General features: G+C 39.1%; 24 protein-coding genes. 19 read left to right on the top strand and 5 right to left on the bottom strand.

Features of this window, described 5'->3' with window-relative positions; genetic code table 11:
* Positions 1–34 precede the first annotated feature (34 nt).
* The 4 genes from ppdK to AB2Q86_RS09950 form a co-directional block, all read right to left on the bottom strand.
* Positions 35–2,674: a pyruvate, phosphate dikinase gene (gene ppdK, locus AB2Q86_RS09965; RefSeq protein ID WP_012581098.1), complete on the bottom strand. Its 2,640-nt coding sequence runs from the start codon at positions 2,672–2,674 to the stop codon at positions 35–37.
* Positions 2,675–2,692: 18 nt separating this feature from the next.
* A complete protein-coding gene (locus AB2Q86_RS09960; protein ID WP_003725820.1) occupies positions 2,693–3,505 on the bottom strand; it encodes a pyruvate, water dikinase regulatory protein in 813 nt (270 codons plus the stop codon).
* A gap of 12 nt (positions 3,506–3,517) precedes the next feature.
* Positions 3,518–4,135: a helix-turn-helix transcriptional regulator gene (locus AB2Q86_RS09955; protein ID WP_003725819.1), complete on the bottom strand. Its 618-nt coding sequence runs from the start codon at positions 4,133–4,135 to the stop codon at positions 3,518–3,520.
* A gap of 122 nt (positions 4,136–4,257) precedes the next feature.
* Complete coding sequence (locus AB2Q86_RS09950; protein ID WP_003723418.1) at positions 4,258–4,890, bottom strand: hemolysin III family protein; 633 nt, start codon at positions 4,888–4,890, stop codon at positions 4,258–4,260.
* A gap of 179 nt (positions 4,891–5,069) precedes the next feature.
* On the opposite strand from AB2Q86_RS09950, the gene AB2Q86_RS09945 reads away from it, so the two are divergent.
* From AB2Q86_RS09945 to AB2Q86_RS09860, 18 genes are all read left to right on the top strand, one after another.
* Complete coding sequence (locus AB2Q86_RS09945; protein WP_012581099.1) at positions 5,070–5,909, top strand: DegV family protein; 840 nt, start codon at positions 5,070–5,072, stop codon at positions 5,907–5,909.
* A 14-nt stretch (positions 5,910–5,923) separates the two neighbouring features.
* Positions 5,924–6,709 (top strand): SGNH/GDSL hydrolase family protein, encoded by a 786-nt coding sequence (locus AB2Q86_RS09940; protein WP_012581100.1) that lies wholly within the window; start codon positions 5,924–5,926, stop codon positions 6,707–6,709.
* 15 nt (positions 6,710–6,724) lie between these two features.
* A complete protein-coding gene (locus AB2Q86_RS09935) occupies positions 6,725–7,339 on the top strand; it encodes a YpmS family protein (protein WP_003732075.1) in 615 nt (204 codons plus the stop codon).
* A 35-nt stretch (positions 7,340–7,374) separates the two neighbouring features.
* Positions 7,375–7,908 (top strand): peptide-methionine (S)-S-oxide reductase MsrA, encoded by a 534-nt coding sequence (gene msrA / locus AB2Q86_RS09930; protein ID WP_003723414.1) that lies wholly within the window; start codon positions 7,375–7,377, stop codon positions 7,906–7,908.
* 6 nt (positions 7,909–7,914) lie between these two features.
* Entirely contained in the window at positions 7,915–8,352 is a 438-nt protein-coding gene (gene msrB / locus AB2Q86_RS09925) for a peptide-methionine (R)-S-oxide reductase MsrB (RefSeq protein ID WP_012581101.1), read from the top strand.
* An 82-nt stretch (positions 8,353–8,434) separates the two neighbouring features.
* Positions 8,435–9,340 carry a Gfo/Idh/MocA family protein gene (locus AB2Q86_RS09920; protein ID WP_003729494.1) on the top strand — a complete coding sequence of 302 codons (906 nt, stop codon included), beginning with the start codon at positions 8,435–8,437 and terminating at the stop codon, positions 9,338–9,340.
* Positions 9,341–9,402: 62 nt separating this feature from the next.
* Positions 9,403–9,636 (top strand): YozE family protein, encoded by a 234-nt coding sequence (locus tag AB2Q86_RS09915; protein WP_003720177.1) that lies wholly within the window; start codon positions 9,403–9,405, stop codon positions 9,634–9,636.
* 11 nt (positions 9,637–9,647) lie between these two features.
* Positions 9,648–10,349, top strand: a complete 702-nt coding sequence (gene deoD, locus AB2Q86_RS09910) for a purine-nucleoside phosphorylase (RefSeq protein WP_003723411.1) — start codon at positions 9,648–9,650, stop codon at positions 10,347–10,349.
* A gap of 58 nt (positions 10,350–10,407) precedes the next feature.
* Positions 10,408–11,232, top strand: a complete 825-nt coding sequence (locus tag AB2Q86_RS09905) for a D-alanyl-D-alanine carboxypeptidase family protein (protein ID WP_003729495.1) — start codon at positions 10,408–10,410, stop codon at positions 11,230–11,232.
* Positions 11,233–11,357: 125 nt separating this feature from the next.
* On the top strand, positions 11,358–11,651 hold the full coding sequence (gene csoR, locus AB2Q86_RS09900; RefSeq protein WP_003729496.1) for a copper-sensing transcriptional repressor CsoR: 294 nt from the start codon (positions 11,358–11,360) through the stop codon (positions 11,649–11,651).
* Positions 11,652–11,665: 14 nt separating this feature from the next.
* A complete protein-coding gene (locus tag AB2Q86_RS09895; RefSeq protein ID WP_012581102.1) occupies positions 11,666–13,879 on the top strand; it encodes a cation-translocating P-type ATPase in 2,214 nt (737 codons plus the stop codon).
* Between the two features lie 12 nt (positions 13,880–13,891).
* Positions 13,892–14,098, top strand: a complete 207-nt coding sequence (gene copZ, locus AB2Q86_RS09890) for a copper chaperone CopZ (protein WP_012581103.1) — start codon at positions 13,892–13,894, stop codon at positions 14,096–14,098.
* A gap of 153 nt (positions 14,099–14,251) precedes the next feature.
* Positions 14,252–15,742: a S41 family peptidase gene (locus AB2Q86_RS09885; RefSeq protein WP_012581104.1), complete on the top strand. Its 1,491-nt coding sequence runs from the start codon at positions 14,252–14,254 to the stop codon at positions 15,740–15,742.
* A 36-nt stretch (positions 15,743–15,778) separates the two neighbouring features.
* On the top strand, positions 15,779–16,195 hold the full coding sequence (locus AB2Q86_RS09880; RefSeq protein ID WP_003729499.1) for a MarR family winged helix-turn-helix transcriptional regulator: 417 nt from the start codon (positions 15,779–15,781) through the stop codon (positions 16,193–16,195).
* Positions 16,196–16,353: 158 nt separating this feature from the next.
* A complete protein-coding gene (locus tag AB2Q86_RS09875) occupies positions 16,354–17,076 on the top strand; it encodes a metal ABC transporter ATP-binding protein (RefSeq protein ID WP_012581105.1) in 723 nt (240 codons plus the stop codon).
* Between the two features lie 3 nt (positions 17,077–17,079).
* On the top strand, positions 17,080–17,922 hold the full coding sequence (locus tag AB2Q86_RS09870) for a metal ABC transporter permease (RefSeq protein WP_119721742.1): 843 nt from the start codon (positions 17,080–17,082) through the stop codon (positions 17,920–17,922).
* Complete coding sequence (locus AB2Q86_RS09865; protein ID WP_012581106.1) at positions 17,919–18,851, top strand: metal ABC transporter substrate-binding protein; 933 nt, start codon at positions 17,919–17,921, stop codon at positions 18,849–18,851. The genes AB2Q86_RS09870 and AB2Q86_RS09865 overlap by 4 nt, the downstream gene beginning before the upstream one ends.
* Positions 18,852–19,187: 336 nt before the next feature.
* Positions 19,188–20,012, top strand: coding sequence for a DUF5067 domain-containing protein (locus tag AB2Q86_RS09860; RefSeq protein WP_012581107.1), 825 nt, complete (start codon positions 19,188–19,190; stop codon positions 20,010–20,012).
* A 102-nt stretch (positions 20,013–20,114) separates the two neighbouring features.
* Here the strand turns inward: AB2Q86_RS09860 and AB2Q86_RS09855 are convergent, their stop codons facing one another.
* The gene (locus tag AB2Q86_RS09855; protein ID WP_012581108.1) at positions 20,115–21,485 is read right to left on the bottom strand and encodes an MATE family efflux transporter; all 1,371 of its coding nucleotides are present in this window, start codon (positions 21,483–21,485) and stop codon (positions 20,115–20,117) included.
* Between the two features lie 173 nt (positions 21,486–21,658).
* Here AB2Q86_RS09855 and AB2Q86_RS09850 point away from each other — a divergent pair, with 173 nt between their 5' ends.
* Positions 21,659–22,942, top strand: coding sequence for an NCS2 family permease (locus AB2Q86_RS09850; RefSeq protein WP_012581109.1), 1,284 nt, complete (start codon positions 21,659–21,661; stop codon positions 22,940–22,942).
* Positions 22,943–22,990 lie beyond the last annotated feature (48 nt).

Genomic DNA, 22,990 nt, shown 5'->3' with positions numbered 1-22,990 from the left:
GCTGATAGTCACTAAGATTATCAGCTGGCTTTTTTTAGATAGTTGGAATTAAATGTTTTTCCGCTAATGCTGCTTGAGCTGCTGCAAGGCGGGCAATCGGAACGCGGTACGGGGAACAAGAAACATAGCTAAGCCCTAATTGATGGAAGAACTGGATAGATTCAGGATCGCCACCATGTTCGCCGCAAACACCCATTTTTAAATGTTCCGAAGTCATTCGTCCACGTGTAACCGCCATTTCAACCAGTGCGCCAACACCATTTTTGTCAATCGAAACAAATGGATCTTTAGGTAAAATATCTTTTTCATAATAATCGGCTAGGAACTTGGTCGCATCATCACGTGAAAAACCATAAGTGAGCTGTGTTAAATCATTGGTTCCAAAGCTAAAGAACGCTGCTTCCTCGGCAATTTCGTCTGCAGTTACACACGCTCGCGGAATTTCAATCATCGTTCCGATATCATAGGGAATCACTACTTGTTCTCTATCAAAAATAGCTTGGACTGCTTGTTGCAGTTCTTTTTTTATATAGCTAAGTTCGTTTTTCGTAGCGATGAGTGGAATCATGATTTCTGGGTGAACATCTATTCCTTCATTATGAACGATAATCGCACTTTCGATAATTGCTTCCGCCTGCATCCGGTAAATTTCTGGGAACGTGATAGCAAGCCGGCAACCACGATGTCCGAGCATGGGATTGGCTTCTTTTAGTTCGTTGATTCGGTTTGTAATTTGAGGAACGGTTCGATTCATCGCGCCAGCTAATTGTTCTATTTCTTGCTTCATTTTTGGTAAAAATTCATGTAACGGTGGATCAAGCAAGCGAATGTTTACCGCGCGACCATCTGCAATACGGAATAATTCACTGAAATCGGCTTTTTGCATTTCTTTTAAAATTGCTAAAACGGATTCGCGCTCGTTTAATGATTCTGCTAAAATCATTTGGCGCACATAAGGAATTCGTTTTTCATCAAAAAACATATGCTCGGTACGGCAGAGACCAATACCTTCCGCACCAAATAAAAGCGCTTTTTTAAAGTCTGATGGGGTATCTGCATTTACTCGAATCATTAATCTTTTCTCCGCATCAGCCCACGCCATTAACTCGTTAAAATGCCCGCCAATTTGCGCTTCTGTCAGTGCGATTTCCCCGAGATACACTTTGCCAGTACTGCCATCGAGCGAGAGATAGTCACCTTCATGAAGCGCTTCACCATTAGAAAGAAGGAGCGTTTTTTCATGCTCATTAATAATAAGTTCGGCGCATCCAGCGATACAGCATTTTCCCATTCCGCGGGCAACGACGGCAGCGTGAGAAGTCATACCACCATGAGCGGTTAAAATAGCATTACTCCGCGCCATGCCTTCGATATCTTCAGGAGAAGTCTCATTACGAACTAAAATGACAGGAATACCACGTTCGGCTGCTTGGACAGCTTCTTTTGCTTCAAAGAAAATTTGCCCTGTTGCAGCACCAGGGCTTGCAGGTAAACCTGTTGCGATGACTTGTCCATTTTTAAGAGCGCTTTCAAGAAAAGTTGGGTGAAGTAATTGGTTTAGTTGTTTTGTTTCCACACGCATAATGGCTTCTTCACGAGTGATTTTTCCTTCTTGCACAAAATCCACGGCCGCTTGAATAGCTGCTTTGGCTGTTCGCTTGCCACTTCTAGTTTGTAAGACATAGAGTTTTCCTTTTTCGATGGTAAATTCAATATCTTGCATGTCTAAATAATGATTTTCGAGAAGTTCACAAGTATAGAGGAGCTCTTTGTAAACAGTAGGCATTCTTTCTTGCAGTGCAATTATCGGCTCAGGCGTGCGAATTCCTGCAACCACATCTTCACCTTGCGCATTCAGTAAAAATTCCCCGAACACCTTCTTTTCACCAGTGGAAGGATTGCGGGTAAAGGTAATGCCAGTTCCACTCGTTTCTCCAGTATTTCCAAAAACCATCGCTTGAATATTAACAGCTGTACCAAAACTTGCATCAATATCATGTAATCTGCGGTAAATAACAGCGCGAGGATTCATCCAAGAATTAAAGACAGCGATAATAGCAAGTCGTAGTTGCTCTAAAGGGTCTTGCGGGAAATCTGTGCCAGTTGCTTGGCTAAAAATTAGTTTGTAAGCATCGATGAGTTCGCTTAAATCAGTCGCATTTAATTCCGTGTCTAAACGGTAGTCATTTGCTTTTTTGATGCGACTAAGAGCCTGTTCAAATTGGTAGCTCGGAATTTCAAAAACAACGTCACCAAACATTTGAATAAAACGGCGGTAAGAATCATAAGCCGAACGAGCATCACCAGTTAAGTTGGCGAGCCCTTCTGCGGCTTGGTCATTTAAACCAAGATTGAGCACGGTATCCATCATACCTGGCATCGAAAAAGGGGCACCCGAACGAACGGAAACGAGTAGAGGGTTTTCTGCAAATCCGAAAATTTTCCCGGTTTGTTTTTCCAGTTCTGCTAAATGAATTTTTACTTCTTCAAATATAGCTTCGGAGAGGTGTTTATTGTTTGCCGTGTAATCGTTACAGGCATCAGTCGAGATAATAAAACCAGGAGGCACAGGCAAACCGATATTCGTCATTTCGGCCAAGTTAGCGCCTTTTCCTCCTAAAAGATTTTTCATTTCTTTAGAACCTTCACTGAACTGATAGACAAATTTTCTCACATTATTCACCTCTTCAAATTAGTGGTAACTCGTGATAATTTCCGTGATTAGGGCAGCGGTTTCCTCAATGGCTTTATCTTCTACATGAATGACTTGGCAGCCAAGCTTTTTGAATGTGTCATAACCATATTCTAGTTCCTCTAAAATACGTTTTTCACTGGAATAACTACTTGCTTCGTCTAGACCAATGGATTTTAAACGGACTTTGCGAATTTGCGCTAGTTTTTCTGGGGTGGTTGTAAGGCCGATAATACGTTCCGCTGGGATTTGGAAAAGTTCAGCTGGAATCGGAATTTCGGGAACAAGTGGTACATTAGCAACTTTCCAATTTTGATTGGCAAGAAAGCTACTCAGAGGGGTTTTGCTCGTTCTTGATACCCCAACAAGAACGATATCTGCATCTAATAGGCCGCGGGGGTCTTTGCAATCATCATATTTTACTGCAAATTCAATAGCGGCAATACGATCAAAATAATTGCTATCAAGACGACGCATATTTCCTGGGTCTTGTTTAGATTTTAAGCCGGTTTTTGCTTCGACCGCAGCGGTTAGTGTATGTAACAAATCTACGTTTGGAATATTGTTTTGCACACAAAAATTAGTGGCATACTCAGCTAACTTAGCTTGTACGAGCGTTTGAACGACGATACCATCTGCTGCTTTGGCTTCTTCTAACGTTTCAAGTAAAGCGCTCTCATCACGAATAAAAGCATGGCGGCGAATGTCCGCAGGCTTATTAAGCGAAAACTGAGCTGTTACCGCGCGAATAATATGTTGAGCAGTTTCTCCGATAGCATCAGAAATAACGTATATAATAACCGGATTTTCCATATTTTCCTCCTACTAAACCTTTTTAATTGTATCTACAAATAGCGCAGTAATACGGGTTTTTGAAATTTTCCCGACGACTTTGGTGTTTTCTAGAACAGGAAGCGAATCAATTTGATGGAATACGAGTTGTTCTGCAGCATGTAACACAGTGTCGTTTTTCGTAACGGTAACGAGGTTTGGCATCCGTGTCATAATTGTTGCAATCGGCGTCGCTTTTGTATCTGCATCAGCAAGGGCGCCTTTTAGTAAGTCTTTTCTAGAGACAAGCCCAACCAAGAGATCCTCATCAACAACGTATAAACTACCAATATCTTCCATAAAGAGCATAACAATCGCATCATACACACTCGTTTCTTTTTTGGCGAAAAATGGTTGTGTCATAATATCGGCTACTTTTAACTGACGAATTTCATCAAAGTGAATTGGATTCGTTTCTAAACCAGAGTAAAAATAACCAACTTTTGGGCGAGCATCCAAAATGCCTGTCATGGTTAAAATCGATAAATCAGCTCGAATGGTGGCTCGTGTTAGTTTTAAATGCGCAGCGATAGAGTCACCAGTAGCTGGCTCATTCGCGCGAACATAGGCAACAATTTGATGTTGTCTAGGAGAAAGTTCGATGGGAATCACATCCTTTTTATTATGTTATGCTAATCATTATATAGTATGACATAATTAAAAACAAGCCTCAATTGTGTCACACTATATAAAAAAACCTTCTCGCATTGGAGAAGGTCTTTGCCTTGCGTTATTTAAACATAAAATAAAATACAGAAATACATAAAAGCGGTTCCCGCGATAACAAATAAATGCCAAATCGCGTGCATGTACGGGACGCGAGGGATACTGTAAAAAACGGCACCTACAGTAAACATAATCCCGCCAGTTGCAAGTAACCAAAATCCAGTTGGAGTAAGCCCGGCATAAAGCGGTTTAATGGCAAACATAACCATCCATCCCATAAGTAAGTAGACACTTGTCGACAAAAGTTTTAATTTGCCGGTCATAAATATCTTATAAATTATCCCAGCAATTGCGAGGCCCCATATGACACCAAATAGCGTCCAGCCAAGTGTCCCTTGAATTGTAATCAAAACAAATGGCGTATAACTGCCAGCAATTAATACATAAATCGCGGCATGGTCCATAATGTTAAAAACCGTCCGCGCCTTGCAAGGTTTGAAGCTATGAAGCAGGGTGGAGCAAATATAAAGCAACATGAGGGAAATTCCATAAATTAAAAAACTTGTTAAATAAAGAGGATTATCTTTTCCGGCGGCGAATATTATAAGTAAGACGAGCGCAGGAATACTAAGGATAAACCCAATACCATGCGTTATAGCATTGGCTACTTCTTCTTTCCAATTGTAAGAAGTGACATTCATTTTATCACCATACTTTTCTACAAATTTTTAAGTGTATTGTATATCTATCATACGCTAAAAAATCCAGAATAGAAAGACAAATACCATTTCTTTCTCTTTTCTTAAAACTAGTTTATAGGTTGTGTATACTGCCGGGAATGTTATAATAAGATAAAATAAGCAAAACTGGATGTGGCTATATGAGAAAAATAAAAATTATCACAGATTCAACTGCTGGACTAACATTAGAAGAAGCAGCAAAATGGAATATTGACGTTTTGTATTTAACTGTAGAGATTGATGGAAAAGTATACAACCCTAAAACAGACATTACACCAGAAGAATTTATGGTGCGAATGGCTGAAACAAAAGAATTACCAAAATCTTCTCAACCTGCTATTGGTTCTTTTGTAGAAGCATACGAAAAATATACGGCAGAAGGCTATGAAATTCTTTCTATCCACTTAACTGAAAAACTAAGTGGTACTGTCAATGCGGCTCGCCAAGCAGCTGATATGGTAGAAGGAAATATTACGGTTGTAGACTGCGATTATACAGCTCGTGGGCAAGCATTCCAAGTACTAAAAGCTGCTGAAATGGCTAAGTCGGGCGATTATTCTGTAGAGGAAATTCACACAAAAATTAATGATATTCGTGACAAAACAAAACTTTATATCGTTGTCGTAACACTCGATAACTTAATTAAAGGTGGACGTGTTGGCCGGATGCAAGGCTTCTTAGGTAGCCTTTTAAATATCAAATTAATTGCTAAATTAACAGATGGACAATTGGAAGAAGAAACGAAAGTCCGCAGCAACAAAAAAGTGTTACAATATTGTCTAAACCTAATTAAAGATGAACCGAAGAAAATTCAGCATCTTGATGTTGTCCACGCGGATGGGCTTAATTTGGCGGATGATTTTATCGCTGAATCAAAAGAAATAACCGGTTTAACAGAGATTCCACTATTTTTTGCAGACCCTGTTATCTCCACACATGCTGGAACTGGTGCGTTTGCATTTATGTACTATACTGACTAAGCGAGTGATTGCATATGACAAAGAAAAAATGGCTGTGGCTTACAGGGAGCGTGCTTGTTATCGCACTTCTTGTTGGCGCAGTTTTTGGTATCAAGTATTATAAAGAATCAAAAGAAATTCCGATTAACCTCGTTGCCATGGGTGATTCATTAACAGAAGGTGTTGGTGATGAAAACAAAGAGGGCGGATATGTCGGCATTATCCCCAAAGAACTAGAAGAAGAACCAAACATTCCAAGCGTAAAAACGAGTAATTACGGTGTATCTGGAAACAAAATAACCCAACTCGAAAAACGTTTAAAAACAAACAAAGACTTCCAAGAAGATGTCAAAAATGCGAATGTAATAACAATCACCATTGGCGGAAATGATGTCATGGCTATTTTGCAATCGCGTCTTTTAAATGTAAATGTAGATGATTTTACAAAAGCAAACAAAGAATTCCAACAAGAGTTAGAGACACTTCTAAAAGACATTCGGTCCTATAACAAAGATGCCGCGATATTTTTAATGGGTATTTACAATCCATATACAACTTACTTCAGCGATATCAAACAATTTGACGAGATTATCTCTGACTGGAATGAAGCTTCCAAGAAAACAATTCAGCAAGATAGCAATGCCTATTTTGTACCTATTGCAAAAGTTTTAGAAGACCGAAATGCAGATAATAAAGATAAACCTAATTCGCTACTGTCAGATGATTATTTCCATCCTAACCATACAGGATATGAGAAGATGACAACGGAATTAGACAAAGCCATCGTAAAACAATTAAACGAAGGCAATATTCCAAAATAGAAAGGTGTTAAAATCGTGCAGAGAGAAACACGATCGGCTCCAAAAAAACCAAAACGTAATTATTGGAAATGGGTATGTATCACATTAATTAGTGTACTTTTAATTTCTGCTGGCTGGATTTATGTAGCAGTATTCAAACTCAGCCCGCAAGATGAACCCACGCCATCCCTTATTAGCAATAAATCAATGGTTGAATTTCAAACGAGTACAACAAAAGCTGACTTAAATCAATTGATTAGTTCTTATATAGAAGATTTTAGCAAAGATCAAGATATCGGTTATAAAGTTTTCGTCGCAAATAATGTTAATTTTACTGCCGAAGCTGAAATTTTTGGTGAACCAGTCGAACTACGCTTGAAGTTCTCACCAGAAGTTGTCGATAATGGCAATGTTGAGTTGACGCTTAAAGATATGTCAGTTGGCGCTTTGCCACTGCCCGTGTCTTATGTAATGAACTATGTAAGCAAAAACTATAAATTCCCTGATTGGGTGACAATTATGCCTAAAAAGGAAAAAATCTATCTTTCCCTAGATAAACTAAAACTTCAAGGCGACACAAAAGTTCGTGCTGATACGCTAAATTTGAAGAAAGACGATATTTCGTTTACACTTTTAGTACCAGTTAAGTAATTTGGCTGGCTGAATCCTAGTTAGGGGGCATTTTTATGACAAAAGAATCACTTGAAAAAGCAACATTTGCTGGAGGATGCTTTTGGTGTATGGTAAAACCTTTTGACACGCAACCAGGAATTGAAAAAGTTGTTTCAGGTTATACAGGTGGTCATACGGTTAATCCAACCTATAAAGAAGTTTGCAGCGGGACAACAGGACATACAGAAGCAATCCAAATCACATTTGATCCGGCAGTTTTTCCATATGAGAAATTAGTCGAAGTATATTGGCAACAAACTGATCCGACTGATGCGGCAGGCCAATTTGTTGACCGCGGCGATTCGTATCGACCAGTTATTTTTTACCACAATGAAGAGCAAAAAGAAATTGCTGAAAAATCAAAAGCAGCCCTTGATGCGAGTGGTAGATTTAAAAAGCCGATTGTCACAGAAATTGCCAAAGCAGAAACATTTTATCCTGCTGAAGAATATCATCAAGATTTTTACAAGAAAGAAAAAGCGCACTATGAGGGATATCAAGTTGCTTCAGGTCGTGCTGCATTCATAGATGCCAACTGGAAAGGGTGAAATCAAATGGATGAAAGTAAAAAGAACGAGCGCCTTCAACAACTAACAGATATACAATATAATGTGACCCAAAAAGCGGGTACCGAACGCCCATTTCAAAATGAATTTTATGATAATGTGGCAAAAGGCATTTATGTAGATATCGTTTCAGGAAAGCCACTTTTTTCATCCAATGACCAGTACGATGCTGGCTGTGGTTGGCCGAGCTTTACTAAGCCAATTGACGAAGCAGAAGTTATCGAACATCGAGATTTGACCCATGGTATGATTCGGACGGAAGTGAAATCTGCTGATGCTGATTCCCATTTAGGGCATGTTTTTCCAGATGGACCACAAGATAAGGGTGGACTTCGCTACTGCATTAACTCCGCAGCGCTCAGATTCATACCTGTGGATAAGTTAGAAGAAGAAGGCTACCAAGCATATAAGAAAATCTTTGAATAAACAAATGATGCCAGAAAATGAAATGCGTAGAATAATATCGCGAAATCATTCTCTGGCATTGTTATGAAAAGGAGCGATTCACATGTTAAAAGTTGCAGTAGTAGGCCTTGGAGGCATTGCGCAAAAAGCATACTTGCCAGTTTTTGCTGAAATGGAAAATATCGAGGTACATCTTTATACGAGGGACGCGCAGAAATTAAAGCATTTAAGTGAGAAATATCGTTTTGATCATTATCATCAAAGTATTCATTCTATGATTGAGTCTGGCGTGAATGCAGCGTTTGTTCATTCATCTACAGCAAGTCACCCAGAAGTAATCCGGACTTTTCTAGCACATCATATTCCAGTTTATGTGGATAAACCAATTGCCGACAATTTATCCGAAGTAGAAGAATTAACACGCCTAGCTGAAGAACAAAATACGTTACTTATGACTGGCTTTAATCGCCGTTACGCGCCAAAATATCAAGAATTAAAAGCCTTAACAGATACCAACATGATTATTATGCAAAAAAATCGCGCGGCGCAACCGGGTGAGGCTCGTACATTTATTTATGACGATTTTATTCATGTCATTGATACCGTGCGTTTTTTACTAGATGCCAAAATAGAACAGTTACATGTCGTTCCGGTATGGCAAGAGAATCTTCTAGCAAGTATAACGGTACAAATTACAGCGGGAGGTAAAGTGGCAACGGCGATTATGAACCGGGATAGCGGCGTGAACGAAGAACGATTAGCAGTGATGACCCCGAGCGCCAAATATGAAGTAGAAAATGTCACGGAAACGCATATTTATGAAGGGACAACAGAACGGTTTGAGCGTTTTGGAGATTGGGAAACGACGCTTTACAAAAGAGGTTTTGTATCTATCATCCAAGCCTTCTTAACGGCCGTGCGAAATGGGGAAAAAGCACCAATTTCTAAAGAAGATGCCTTAGAAACACATCGACTTGCAGAAGAAATTCTACGTAAAATCGAAAATTAACTTTATTTTTTTCAGGAAATCAACTATAGTTAAAGCATAAAAAGAGCGGAGTGTGTTGTACGTTGGGAAGATCATTTTATCATTTTTTAATGACATATCGGGACCCGAAGCTAACAGATCAGAAAACGGAATTTGCCAACAATGCATACCGAGATCATAGTTTTCCAAAGCAAACAAGAAACTACCATATTCTTTGTGATTATCTGGAGTTTAATGCGCCGTATTTACCGGGAATGTCTATTTTTGATGAACTTTGGGATGCTTATTTGCTAGATGAAGAGAAAAACAAACACTAGGAGGAAAAAAGATGAGCGTACATATCGAAGCGAAACAAGGGGAAATTGCAGAAACGATTTTATTACCAGGAGATCCATTAAGAGCAAAATACATTGCAGAAACATTCTTAGAAGATGTCGTGTTATTTAACCAAGTGAGAGGTATGCTAGGATTTACCGGTACATACAAAGGCGAAAAAGTTTCTGTTATGGGAACTGGTATGGGAATTCCATCTATTTCGATTTATGTAAATGAATTAATTCAAAGCTATGATGTGAAAAACTTGATTCGCGTTGGTACTATGGGTGGCATTCAAGCGGACGTTAAAGTACGTGATGTTGTCATTGCACAAGCGGCTTCCACAGATTCACAAATTAATCGCAATACTTTTGCTGGCGTAGATTTTGCACCAGTAGCTGATTTTTCTCTTCTAAAAAAAGCGTATGATGCAGGTATCGAAAAAGGATTATCGCTTAAAGTAGGGAATGTTTTTTCTGCAGACCGTTTTTATAATGATCAACTAGACAAACAACAATTAGCAGACTATGGTGTGCTTGGAATTGAAATGGAAGCAGCGGCACTTTATACGTTAGCACAAAAATATGGTCGTCGTGCTTTAGCCATTTTAACTGTAAGTGACCATATTTTCACTGGAGAAGAAACATCCGCGGAAGAGCGCCAAACTACTTTCAATGATATGATTGTTGTGGCACTTGAAGCAGCAATAAAATAATTTTTAATTACTACCTTAGAATCAGACTTAATGTATACAGGAAGGTTGATAAACAGATATGAGTTCTTTATTAACAATAGCTTTAGCCATTAGCATCAGCTGTGTCCACACGGTGGAAGACCAATATTTCGGTGGAACAAACGCTGACTCCCTTGCTAAAGTGGAACAAAAATCGTCAGGTAATCAAACACTCGCAGAATTAGAAAAAGATCCGCTTTATCCTTATATTGACAAACAAAATAAATTAACCAAAAAAGATGGGATAGAGTATATTGAAAACGAGGAAAATATGCTGGTTTTAGCCAATAAAGATTATTCTCTGCAACCGACATATACCCCCCCTGACTTAGTTCGACCGAATGTAACCTTTTCTTTCGGTAACCAACAAGTCGAAAAAGCGCAACTCAGAAAAGAGGCAGCTACTGCATTAGAAGAAATGTTTACGGCCGCGAACAAAGATGGCAAGAAACTATTTGCGGTATCTGGTTATCGTTCGTATAAGCGCCAACAAGAGGTCTTCCAAGCAGAAGTAAATGCCAAAGGGGACCAAAAAGCAAGAGAAGCAGTAGCCTATCCAGGGACTAGTGAACATCAAACTGGTTTAGCAATGGATATCTCCTCAGAAAGCCAATCATATGAACTAACAGAAGCTTTTGGAACAACTCCTGAAGGTAAATGGTTACAAGAAAATGCCCATAACTACGGTTTTATCTTGCGTTATATGAAAGGTCGAGAAGCTATCACGCAGTACCAGTATGAATCTTGGCATTATCGTTATGTTGGGAAAGATGCCGCAACGATAATTTATGAAAACAACTGGACATTAGAAGAATTTTTTGAACATGTAGAGGCACTTCAAAAGAAAGTAGATGCCGCTAAATAACAAGCTTTTGAGCCATAAACAAGTATTTGTTTATGGCTTTTTTTATTGTTAGCGAAAATTAAAGGCTTGCATAATATACCTATAGGGGGTATACTGTTAATTGTAGAAACAAAGGAGGAGAAAAAATGAAACATGACCAACCCATTGTTCCACGCAAAGAGGAAGAAACGAAATTACTTCAAAATCGTTTGCGACGTATCGAAGGCCAAATTCGCGGTATCGCTCAAATGGTCGAGGATGATAGATATTGTACAGACATTTTAGTTCAAATTTCAGCAGCGAATAAAGCACTTAAAAATGTTGGTTTGCAAGTGCTGGAACATCATACGGCACACTGTGTGGTGGACGCGGCAAAAAATGGAGAAGACGACGTAATGGAGGACTTACTTAAAGCAATACGTCAATTTTCGAAAACCTGAGGGGGGTATATACAATGAGTGATAAATATGTAAGACAAGATTTAAACGTTTTTGGGATGACTTGTGCGGCGTGTTCCACGAGAATTGAAAAATCGTTAAATAAAGCGGAAGGTGTAGAAAAAGCGAACGTCAACTTAGTAACGGAAAATGCGGCCGTTTATTACGACCCAGAAGTGACATCAACAGAAGATTTGATTAAAGTTGTCAAACACGCAGGATATGACGCGGCGGAAAAAATGTCCAAAGAAGAAAAAGATGCTGTGTTAGAAAAGAATTTCAAAAAAGAAGTGAGACGTTTTATTCTTTCGGCGGTTCTTTCCTTGCCATTACTTCTTACCATGGTGACACATATTCCGTATATTCATGAAATGGCGTTCGCGGAAACGATTGGTAACTGGATTAATCCAACCATTCAATTAGTACTCGCAACGATTGTTCAGTTTTATATTGGTTGGCGGTTTTATGATGGGGCTTATAAAGCACTTCGAGGTAAAAGCGCGAATATGGATGTATTAGTCGCACTTGGGACTTCTGCTGCTTATTTCTATAGTGTAGTGGAATACATTCGTCACATGATTGATCCGAGCGTAATGCCGCATTACTACTTTGAAACAAGTGCTGTGTTAATCACCTTAATCTTGTTAGGTAAATTACTTGAATCATACGCAACATCGAGAACAACCGAATCTATCGCCGGCTTACTTGAACTTCAAGCGAAAGAAGCAACTGTTATTCGAGAAGGAAAAGAATGGTTAGTGCCAGTAGATTCGTTGGAAATTGGCGACATTATCCTTGTTCGTCCGGGTGAAAAAGTTCCGATGGATGCCGAAATTATTTCCGGTGAAACAAGTATTGATGAAGCGATGATTACTGGTGAACCTGTACCAGTAGAAAAGAAACCAGGCGATTCTGTCATTGGGGCGACGATTAACTTTGACGGGGCTTTCCAAGCAAAAATTACGAAACGGATGGAAGAAACCGTTTTAGAATCCATTATTCGTTTGGTGGAAGAAGCGCAAGGTATTAAAGCGCCAATTCAACGTTTGGCAGATAGAATTTCCGGCATATTTGTACCAATTGTACTTGGCATTGCGGCCGTAACCTTTATTATTTGGTATCTTGTTACTGGAACGGTGGATGGTTCACTTGAAGCTGCGATTGCGGTATTAGTTATCGCCTGTCCCTGTGCGCTTGGTCTTGCAACGCCAACCGCTATCATGGCTGGAACTGGTAAAGGTGCTGAAAGTGGGATATTATTTAAAGGTGGCGAACATTTAGAACGTACTTCCAAAGTCGATACCATCGTTTTTGACAAAACTGGTACTTTAACAGAAGGTAAACTAGAAGTGAGTGATAAAAAAGCAGCCAATGATCATTTTTTCCCTTATTTATTCTTAATGGAACAACAATCAGAGCATCCGATTGCGAAAGCGATTATTAAGATGTTAGAGCCAGAGAATATGGATGTATCTGCAGTGAAACAAGGGAAAATTCGCGCGAAAGCTGGGCACGGCATGACCGGTAATCTGGATGATAGTAAAGTGGAACTAGGTGCTTACCGCTATGTTTCTTCCCTTACAACGATTCCAAAAGAAGATGATGAATTAATCGAAAGTTGGATGCATGCAGGAAAAACAGTCGTAGCAATGGCAATTGATGGTGTATACGCAGGTGCTCTAGCTTTATCCGATACACCACGACCAGAAGCAAAAGAAGCCATCCAAAAACTAAAAGCACAAGGTATTAAAACGGCAATTTGTTCTGGTGACCAATCTGTTGTCGTAGAAAATATGGCTAAAGATTTAGGTATCGATATGTTCTTTGCCGAACAACTGCCGAACGACAAGAGTGCCTTAGTCGAGAAATTACAGCAAGAAGGTCACATTGTTGCTTTCGTTGGTGATGGGATTAATGATGCTCCGGCTCTTGCAGCAAGTGATATTGGTATTAGTATTGGAACTGGAACAGACATTGCGATAGAAACAGGAGATGTTACACTTGTAAGTCACCGTTTAACACTCATTCCAGAAACAATCGAACTTTCCAAAGCAACCATGCGAAACATCCGTCAAAACTTTTTCTGGGCGCTTGCTTATAACTGTGCGGGTATCCCAATTGCTGCACTAGGTTTACTTGCCCCATGGGTAGCAGGACTTGCGATGGCATTTAGTTCCGTTTCTGTTGTCACAAACGCACTTCGCTTAAAAAGATATAAATTTAAATCATAGGAGGAATATAACATGGAAAAATTAACATTAAATGTAGAAGGTATGACTTGTTCTCACTGCGAGGCTCGCGTAACAAAAGCTTTATCAGAAGTTAGTGGCGTGAAAAGTGCAGTAGTATCACTTGATGAAGGAACCGCTACTGTTGAGTTTGAACAAGGACAAGTGACAGAAGATGCGCTAATTGATGCCGTAGAAGAAGCGGGATATGAAGTAGCTTAAATGAAACATGAAAGGAGGACTCTACCATGAGTCCTCCTTTTTTATATGTCATGAAAAAAAGATACCAAAATAGTTGGAAAACTGGTAAAATAAATGAGTTAAATAAAATGTGCTATTACTAGCCACATTTTACATAGAAAGTGGTGAAGAAAGATGGAAGAATCCCCACAGAACGAACCAGAAAAAGTGGAGAAAGACGAAGAACAAAAATCAAAACCTGGCAATGGTTATATAAAAATGAAGTTATTCCCATTTATAATGCTATTATTCGCTTTTGTATTTGTGACAGCATTAGTGACGACAATTGTTATGTCGCTAGGGGATGACAAGCAAGTAAAAGTGAGCATTCCAGAACGAAAAGAATTTACCAAGCTTTACGATGTATACGACGAAATTACAAGCAAATATTATAAAGATACAAAATCTACTACGATGATAGACGGGGCAATAAGTGGTATGGTTAATTCGCTAGATGATCCTTACTCCACTTTCATGTCGAAAAAAGAGTCTTCAGAGTTTAACGACACGATTTCTGCTAGTTTTGAAGGCATTGGTGCGGAGATTCAAGAAAAAGACGGTGCTATTGTAGTTGTTTCGCCAATCAAAAACTCACCAGCTGAAAAAGCAGGTTTGCGCCCGCAAGATATTATCACGCAAGTAGACGGCAAGTCTGTTAAAGGCGACACGGCAACAGAAGCAACACAAAAAATCCGCGGTGAAAAAGGGACAAAAGTAACCCTGACAATTCAGCGATCCAACGAAGATAAACCATTTGATGTCACGATTACACGTGATGAAATTCCAATCGAGACAGTGTACAAAGAGATGGGCAGCGACAAAATTGCCCACGTAACTATTAGTACATTTTCTGAAACTACCTATGATGAGCTTGAAAAGGCATTAAAATCACTCGAAAAAGACGGTATGAAAGGTCTTGTCATTGACTTACGAGGAAATCCTGGTGGGTTGCTTGATCAAGCCGTTTCCATCGCTAGCCTATTTGTTCCTGATGGCAAAATTGTCGTGCAAGAACAAGGGAAAGACGGCGACAAATCAGCCATTAAAGCGGATAGTAGCTCACATGGAGATTATAAAGTAAAAGTACCAACCACTATGTTAATAGATGGTGGTAGCGCAAGTGCTTCAGAAATCCTTGCCGCTGCAGCAAAAGAATCTGGTGGCATTAAACTTGTAGGAACAAAATCGTTTGGTAAAGGTACTGTCCAAACTGCGACAACTTTATCCGATGAATCCACCCTTAAATTGACCGTCGCAAAATGGTTGACGCCAAACAGCGAATGGATTCATGAAAAAGGTATTACGCCAGATGTGGTTGTAAACATGCCAAATTATGCAACCATGACTATTCCTTCCTCCACAAAAGTCTACCAAAATGGCGATTTCGGTGATGATGTAAGAACTATCGAAACGATGCTAAAAGCACTAGATTATAATGTTGGAAAAGTAGATGGCTTATACGATATAGATACAAAATATGCTGTTGAGAGATTCCAAGCAGCAAACAAATTAGATGTAACGGGAATTATGACAGGTGTAACAACCGATAAATTAGTCGAATTAACGCAAAAGCATCTAAAAGAAACAGATCCACAACTACAGAAAGCTAAAGCCTTGGTGAAGTAAACGTACAACTTTTTTGAAAAACTGGAGGTAGCAAAAATGGAAACATACTTAGAAATTGAAACATTAATTAAGCGGATTTTTAATAGTTTTCGTCATGAAGTAGAAGCAGTACTCGACAAAAGGTTAAGTGGTAGTGAGTATCGCGTCTTGAGCTTGATTTCTAGTGGGCTTACGAAAACATCAGAATTAGCTAAAACGCTTGATGTTTCAGCCAGTCACATCACAGCCATTACCGATACTTTAGTCGAAGAGCAGTTTATTACACGACATCGTTCTGAAGTAGACCGCCGAATTATCGAACTAAGACTAACCCCAAACGCCGAGGAATTTGTTCAAGAAATTGATAAAAAGAAAAAAGAAATGATTGTAAAACGTTTTGCTGTTTTTTCCGAGCAGGAGCAAGCGGAATTCCGCAAACTCCTCAAAAAATTAGCAGACGGCTCTATCAAATAAATAGTAAAAATCCCGTAGTTTTAATCGACTGCGGGATTTTTTTGAACATTTTACTTTACAACAAAAAGGTTCTCCGTTATACTTTGATTAAAAGTTGCTCAAAGGAAACATTTTTAGTTATATGTAAAATTTAGTCTTGAGGGAAAAGGGTGGTTTATATGAAAATTCAAGGTTTAACGATAGCATACAAACAAAAAGTGGCGATAGACAATGTCACACTTCAAATAGCATCAGGTAAATTAACAGGCATAGTTGGTCCAAATGGGGCTGGCAAATCGACCTTATTAAAAGGAATGATGGGATTAATTCCGCGTGAACAAGGACAAGTCACTTTAGCGGATAAACCACTTTCCTACTGGAGAAAGAAAATCGCCTACGTACCGCAACGAAGCGAAGTAGATTTAACTTTCCCGATTACTGTTTTTGATATGGTGTTGCTCGGAACGTATCCAGCGCTCGGACTAATTAAACGTCCAGGAAAGAAAGAGAAACAACTCGCATTAGATGCATTAGAGCAAGTGGAAATGACCGGCTTTATGAAACGACAAATTGGTGAACTATCTGGTGGTCAATTGCAACGGGTATTCATTGCACGCGCACTTGCCCAACACGCTGAGATTTTCTTTTTAGATGAACCGTTTGCTGGCATTGATATGACCAGTGAAGCGCTGATAATGCGACTGTTAAAAAAACTAAGAGACAACGGAAAAACGATTGTCGTCGTGCACCATGATTTTCATAAAGTGGCTGCCTACTTTGATGATATTATTTTACTCAATAAAAAATTAGTAGCGCATGGCCCAGTGGAACAAACATTTACAGAAGAAAAAATTCAATTTGCTTATGGTGATGCACCGATAGCATTTGCGACAGGGGTGTAGGGGATGTTGTTTTTAGAAGGCTTAATGCAATATAGTTTTTTACAAAAGGCACTTATTACTTCCGTGACAGTTGGAATTGTGTCAGGTGTGATTGGTAGTTTTATCATTTTACGCGGAATGTCACTCATGGGGGATGCGATTTCTCATGCGGTGTTACCGGGCGTGGCGATTTCTTATATGATGGGGATCAACTTCTTTATTGGAGCTGCAACATTTGGTATTGCGGCCGCGCTTGGCATCGGTTTTGTTAATCAAAAAAGCCGGATAAAAAATGATACAGCAATTGGGATTGTTTTTAGTGCATTTTTCGCACTCGGGATTATTTTAATATCCTTTGCGAAAAGTAGTACGGATTTGTATCATATTCTATTTGGTAATGTGCTCGCAGTGCGGAGTTCGGATATGTGGATGACCATTATTATTGCCATTATCGTGATTTCATTAGTCGCATTATTTTATAAAGAGTTTCTCGTTAGTTCGTTTGATCCAGTGATGGCAGAAGCATATGGACTTAATGTGAAATTTCTGCATTACTTCTTGATGTTACTTTTAACGCTTGTAACGGTTTCGGCTTTGCAAACGGTTGGCATTATTTTAGTGGTAGCGATGTTAATTACGCCAGCTGCGACGGCTTATCTGCTTACGAATAAATTATCCAAAATGATTGTTCTTGCTTCTACTTTTGGGGCAGTGAGTGCGATTATCGGACTTTACTTTAGTTATATTTTCAACTTAGCATCCGGTGTGGCAATGGTATTAGTTGCGACAATTATTTTCTTTATCGCCTTTTTATTCGCACCAAAACAAGGTTTATTATTTTCTAAAAAGAGGGAGGTTATCGAATGAAAAAAATGCTCGTTGTGGCACTTTTCGCATTAGTAGTTGTACTTGCGGGTTGTTCCAGTCAAAATAGTGATTCGAAAAAAACAGATGGCAAGTTAAATGTAGTGGCGACTTATTCGATCTTAGCAGATATTGTTAAAAATGTTGGTGGGGACAAAATTGAGCTTCATAGTATTGTGCCAGTTGGTGTGGATCCGCATGAATATGATCCGCTGCCAGCCAATATTCAAAGTGCAGCAGATGCAGATTTAATTTTTTACAATGGATTGAATTTGGAAACGGGGAACGGTTGGTTTGATCGTATGCTTGAAACTGCGGACAAATCAAGAGATGACAAGGAGCAAGTGGTGGAGTTAAGTAAAGGCGTAAAACCAAAATACTTAACAGAAAAAGGAAAAACCTCAGAAACAGACCCACATGCTTGGCTTGATCTTCATAACGGAATAATCTATACGGAAAATGTACGCGATGCCCTTGTAAAAGCAGACCCCGACAATGCGGCATTTTACAAAGATAATGCGGCAAAATACATCGCTAAATTAGATGCATTAGATAAAGAGGCTAAACAAAAATACGCTGATTTGCCAGAAAATCAAAAAACCTTAGTAACGAGCGAAGGGGCATTTAAATATTTTGCAGCTCGCTACGGTTTGAAAGCAGCCTATATTTGGGAAATCAACACAGAAAGCCAAGGGACACCTGATCAAATGAAACAAATTGTCGGCATTGTGGAAAAAGAAAAAGTGCCTAATCTATTTGTGGAAACTAGCGTAGATCCACGTAGTATGGAAAGTGTCTCTAAAGAAACAGGTGTACCAATTTTCGCGAAAATTTTCACGGATTCGACGGCGAAAAAAGGTGAAGTGGGCGACACGTATTTAGAAATGATGCGCTACAATTTAGATAAAATTCATGATGGTTTAGCTAACTAAAAAAAGGCGCAGAGATTAACGCAAAATCTCTGCGTTTTTTTGCGTGTACCGTTTTCCAAACTTGAAGGGATAGAACAAATGCGGGTATATGCATCCTATTATTCTTAAGTGTGTAGTTGTTTATTAGTCAGAATATTTAAATTACATGATATGTATAATAATTATGATATGATTTATTTAGATAACCGTGGGATTTCTTGCCACTTTTAGTAAAATACTCTGGTGAATACAACCTAGACTTAAGTTCTGACATTCCAATTTTTTAGAAGGATCATTCATGTTATCCTAACGAAATTGGATGCTAAACATAAAATAACAACAAGGAGTAGAGATAAGATGGAAGACGGAAAATACAAAGTTTTGACAACAGAAAATATATTAGGTTCAGCTGGATTTATCTTCGCGTTAACTGGATTAACCTATGCAATTATTGAAATGTTTACGGGGTGGACTCCCTTGTTAGGATGGATAGTCTTAACAGTAGGATTAATTTTATCGATAATCGGAATTTTTAAGAATCCAAAAGATGCAGGCATTTCGGGAACGACTATTTCTGTAATAGCTATAAGCTTATTAATTGTAAATGGAGCTAGTTTCAATAGTAAATCTTCTATTAAGCCTCCAATTGATTCCAATAATATAAGGGCTTCTTATACCAATCAAATGGATATGGAGACTCTACAGACTTTATATAACCCTGAAACTATACTGGAACACAAGAAGAAAAAATTAAAGGAAGCACCAACATTAGAAAATGGTGTGATAGAGAATGAACAAATCAAAATCCAAATCACGAGTCATAAAATAATCCCAATTGGAGCAAAGGGCAACGAGTCTGGGGATAAACCTATAATAGCTTTTTGGTTTGAAGTAACAAATAAATCATCTTTATCTGCTTCGGCACTGGGGAGCTGGGGGGAGTATATTGCTATCTATCAAGATACAAGGTCTGATCTATTAAATACACTTAAATCAACTACTTTGGATGATGCTCAGTTTTTAGATTCAGCTTCAAGATTATCAGAAGAGATAGAAATAGGTGCTACGGTAAAATGCGCAATAGCGTATGGATTAGATGATGACGAAATACCAGTGGATTTGGCGCATAGAGACTTTTTTAGTGAAGAAGTATATGGGAAAATAAACTATCAAATAAAATAAAGACTAGCCTATAGACTTTATTCTATAATAAACCATACAAATACGAGTAAAGCAAACTAGATAAAATTCATGCTGGTTTAGCGAAATAAAAAAACGCAGAGATTAACTTGAAATCTCTGCGTTTTTTGCGTTTAAGGAAAGTTTTTGCTCTGTTTTCCGAACTCGAAGCGACAAAATAAATGCGGCGACAAATAGGCCGGTACTTAAACCAATCCAGTAACCGAATGGTCCTAAATTCGTGAAAGATAATCCGTAACCTACTGGTAGACCAATTAACCAATAAGAAATAAAGGCGACAATGGTGGTAATCGTAACATCCTTGTAACCCCGAAGTGCCCCAAGAACTGGCGACAAGACAGCATCTGCGAATTGGAACAGAATCGCGTAAACTAAGAAATGCATAATTAAATCAATAAGCGCGGAATCATTCGTGTAAAATCCGGCAATTGTATCGCGGAAGAAAAAAAGGATAGCTCCGTTCACACAACCAATTAAAATCGCAGCGGTCATGCCAATATGGCGATATTGTTTGGCGTCTTTTAAACGTTTCGCGCCGGTTTCGTAACCGCCAAGGATGGTTAGCGTGGAAGCGACACTAAGCGGGAAGGCGTAAAGCAACGTACAAACACTATTTGCCGATTGATGCGCCGCAATCGTCTCCGTCCCAAAAGCGCCCATTAAAATCGTCACGGCTGAGAAAATACTCGTTTCAAATAAAATCGTTAAACCATTTGGAACGCCAATCCCGATAATTTCTTTTACTTTAGAAAAACGAAGCGCTGTAAGGCTTTTAAAAATACCGAATTTGCGCAATCTCGTTTGTGTTTGAATCAGAATCACACTCACTAAAACAACGAGCCAATACGTAATCCCTGTCGCGTAACCACTACCAGCACCACCCATTTCCGGAAAACCGAAGTTCCCAAAAATAAAACAGTAATTTAAAAAGATATTAAATGGTACGGTACAAAGTGTAGTGAACATCGTCACCCGAGTTAGACCAAGTGAATCGATGAAAGAACGTAAAATCGCAGAAATAAAGAAAGCGGGAATCCCGATACAAATGCCGTTCAAGAAATGACGAGCGATATGCGCAACTTCTGCTGTGACAGGCATGTGTGTCAAAATCGTTGGAACGACCAAAAAATTAATAAGAATCAAAATAAAAGCTAAAAATAAAGCAATATATAGGCCGTTATGCACTGTGTTTTTGACTTGTTTTTCTTTCTTCGCCCCGATTAATTGAGCGATAATTGGCGTGATAGCCATTAATAACCCAGAAAAGGCGGCATTCACCGGAGCCCAAAACGAACTACCAATTGCTACACCAGCCAGCGCTTGATTCGAATAATTTCCGCTCATCGTTGTATCGAAAAATGTCATAGAAAAAAGTGTAAGCTGTGTAATGACAATCGGTGTGAATATCGTTAAAAATTGTTTCCATTTTGCCCCATATGTGACTGTTTGTTGCAAGTAATCATCTCCTTTTTACATCCTTAAAGATTATAGCATAAATAAGGCGTTCTGGCGGCGTAACAAAAAACTTTTCCTTTCGTATATGTACTATCTTTGTTATAATAAAGTTCTGTGGCAGGGGCAATACTCTGCGGGTTGGGAGAGGGACAATTTCATAATGAGGAAAAAGTATGCAGAAATTTTTCAACAAAGTATTTCGGCTGAACGAGCATAAAACCAATATCCGGACCGAATTTTTGGCTGGTATGATTGGCTTTTTTACGGTGGCATATATTATTGTCGTCAATAGCTCGATTTTAGCTGAGGCTGGAGTTCCTTATCAAGGAGCAGTCCTTGCGACGATCTTTATTTCGGCGTTAGGTTGTTTGATTATGGGATTTTGGGCAAATGCACCGCTTATTCTAATGCCTGGGATGGGGATTAATGCGCTGTTTGCGTATACTCTTGTTCAAGGAATGGGACTAAGTTGGCAGGTTGCACTCGCTGCTGTCACGATGAGTGGCTTACTATTTATGATTCTTGCGTTTACACCACTTGCAGGAAAACTAAATGAAGCTATTCCGCCCATTTTAAAACAAGCGATTACGGTTGGGTTAGGTTTATTCTTAATCTTCCTAGGGCTTGAGAAGGGCGGAATCGTCACGCGCGGGAAACATGCTATTATTGCCGTTGGAGATTTAGGCGATCCATTCGTTTTAGCAACACTTGTAACACTACTATTAACGATGATTCTAGTTATTCGAAAAATTCCAGGCGCTTTCTTATGGAGTTTAATAATCGGGACAGTCGTTGGTGTGATGTTTGGTGTTGCCGGGAAAGCTGGAGGTGCTTCGATAAGCGTTGCACCGTGGAGTGATGTACTCTTTAAAGCTGATTTTTCCGGAATGGCGAGCGTTGGTTTTTGGAGTGCCGTCTTTACGATGACGATGGTTATTGTGTTTGAAACAGTTGGACTTACCAATGGACAAGTAAGGCAACTGAAGCAAACCGAAAAATTACCACGCATTTTAAAAGCTAGCTCACTGACAGCCTTTTTATCTGGCTTATTTGGTACAAGCCCAACCATCTCTGCACTTGAAAGTGGCTCGATGTTTGCGAGTGGAGCAAAAACTGGTTTAGCAACAATAACAACTGGTCTGTTCTTTATCGCATCCCTTTTCTTAATGCCGGTATTATCTTTTATTCCGAACAGTGCGATTGCGCCGATTTTAATTATTATCGGTATGTCGATGCTGCAAGAATTTAAAGAAATGGATTTATCGAATGCGGCAGAAACTTTTTCAGCACTACTGATTATTGTATTAATCCCGCTGACGTATAGTATTGCAGACGGAATTGCGGCTGGTTTCATTGCGTATCCAATTCTTCGTGCTTTCACGAAAAACGAGGAACGTACTTCACCAGTCATGTATGTAATTGCAGCTTTATTTTTGCTTCAATTTATCATACAATAACAAAGAAGTAATGCGCTCTTCTTATTTTTACAGGGGAGCGCGTACTTT

It is taken from the genome of Listeria monocytogenes (assembly GCF_041765605.1).
Taxonomy (GTDB): Bacteria; Bacillota; Bacilli; order Lactobacillales; family Listeriaceae; genus Listeria; species Listeria monocytogenes_D.
Note: the sequence above shows the minus strand (reverse complement) of the source record. Positions and strands in the feature narration are given on the sequence as shown.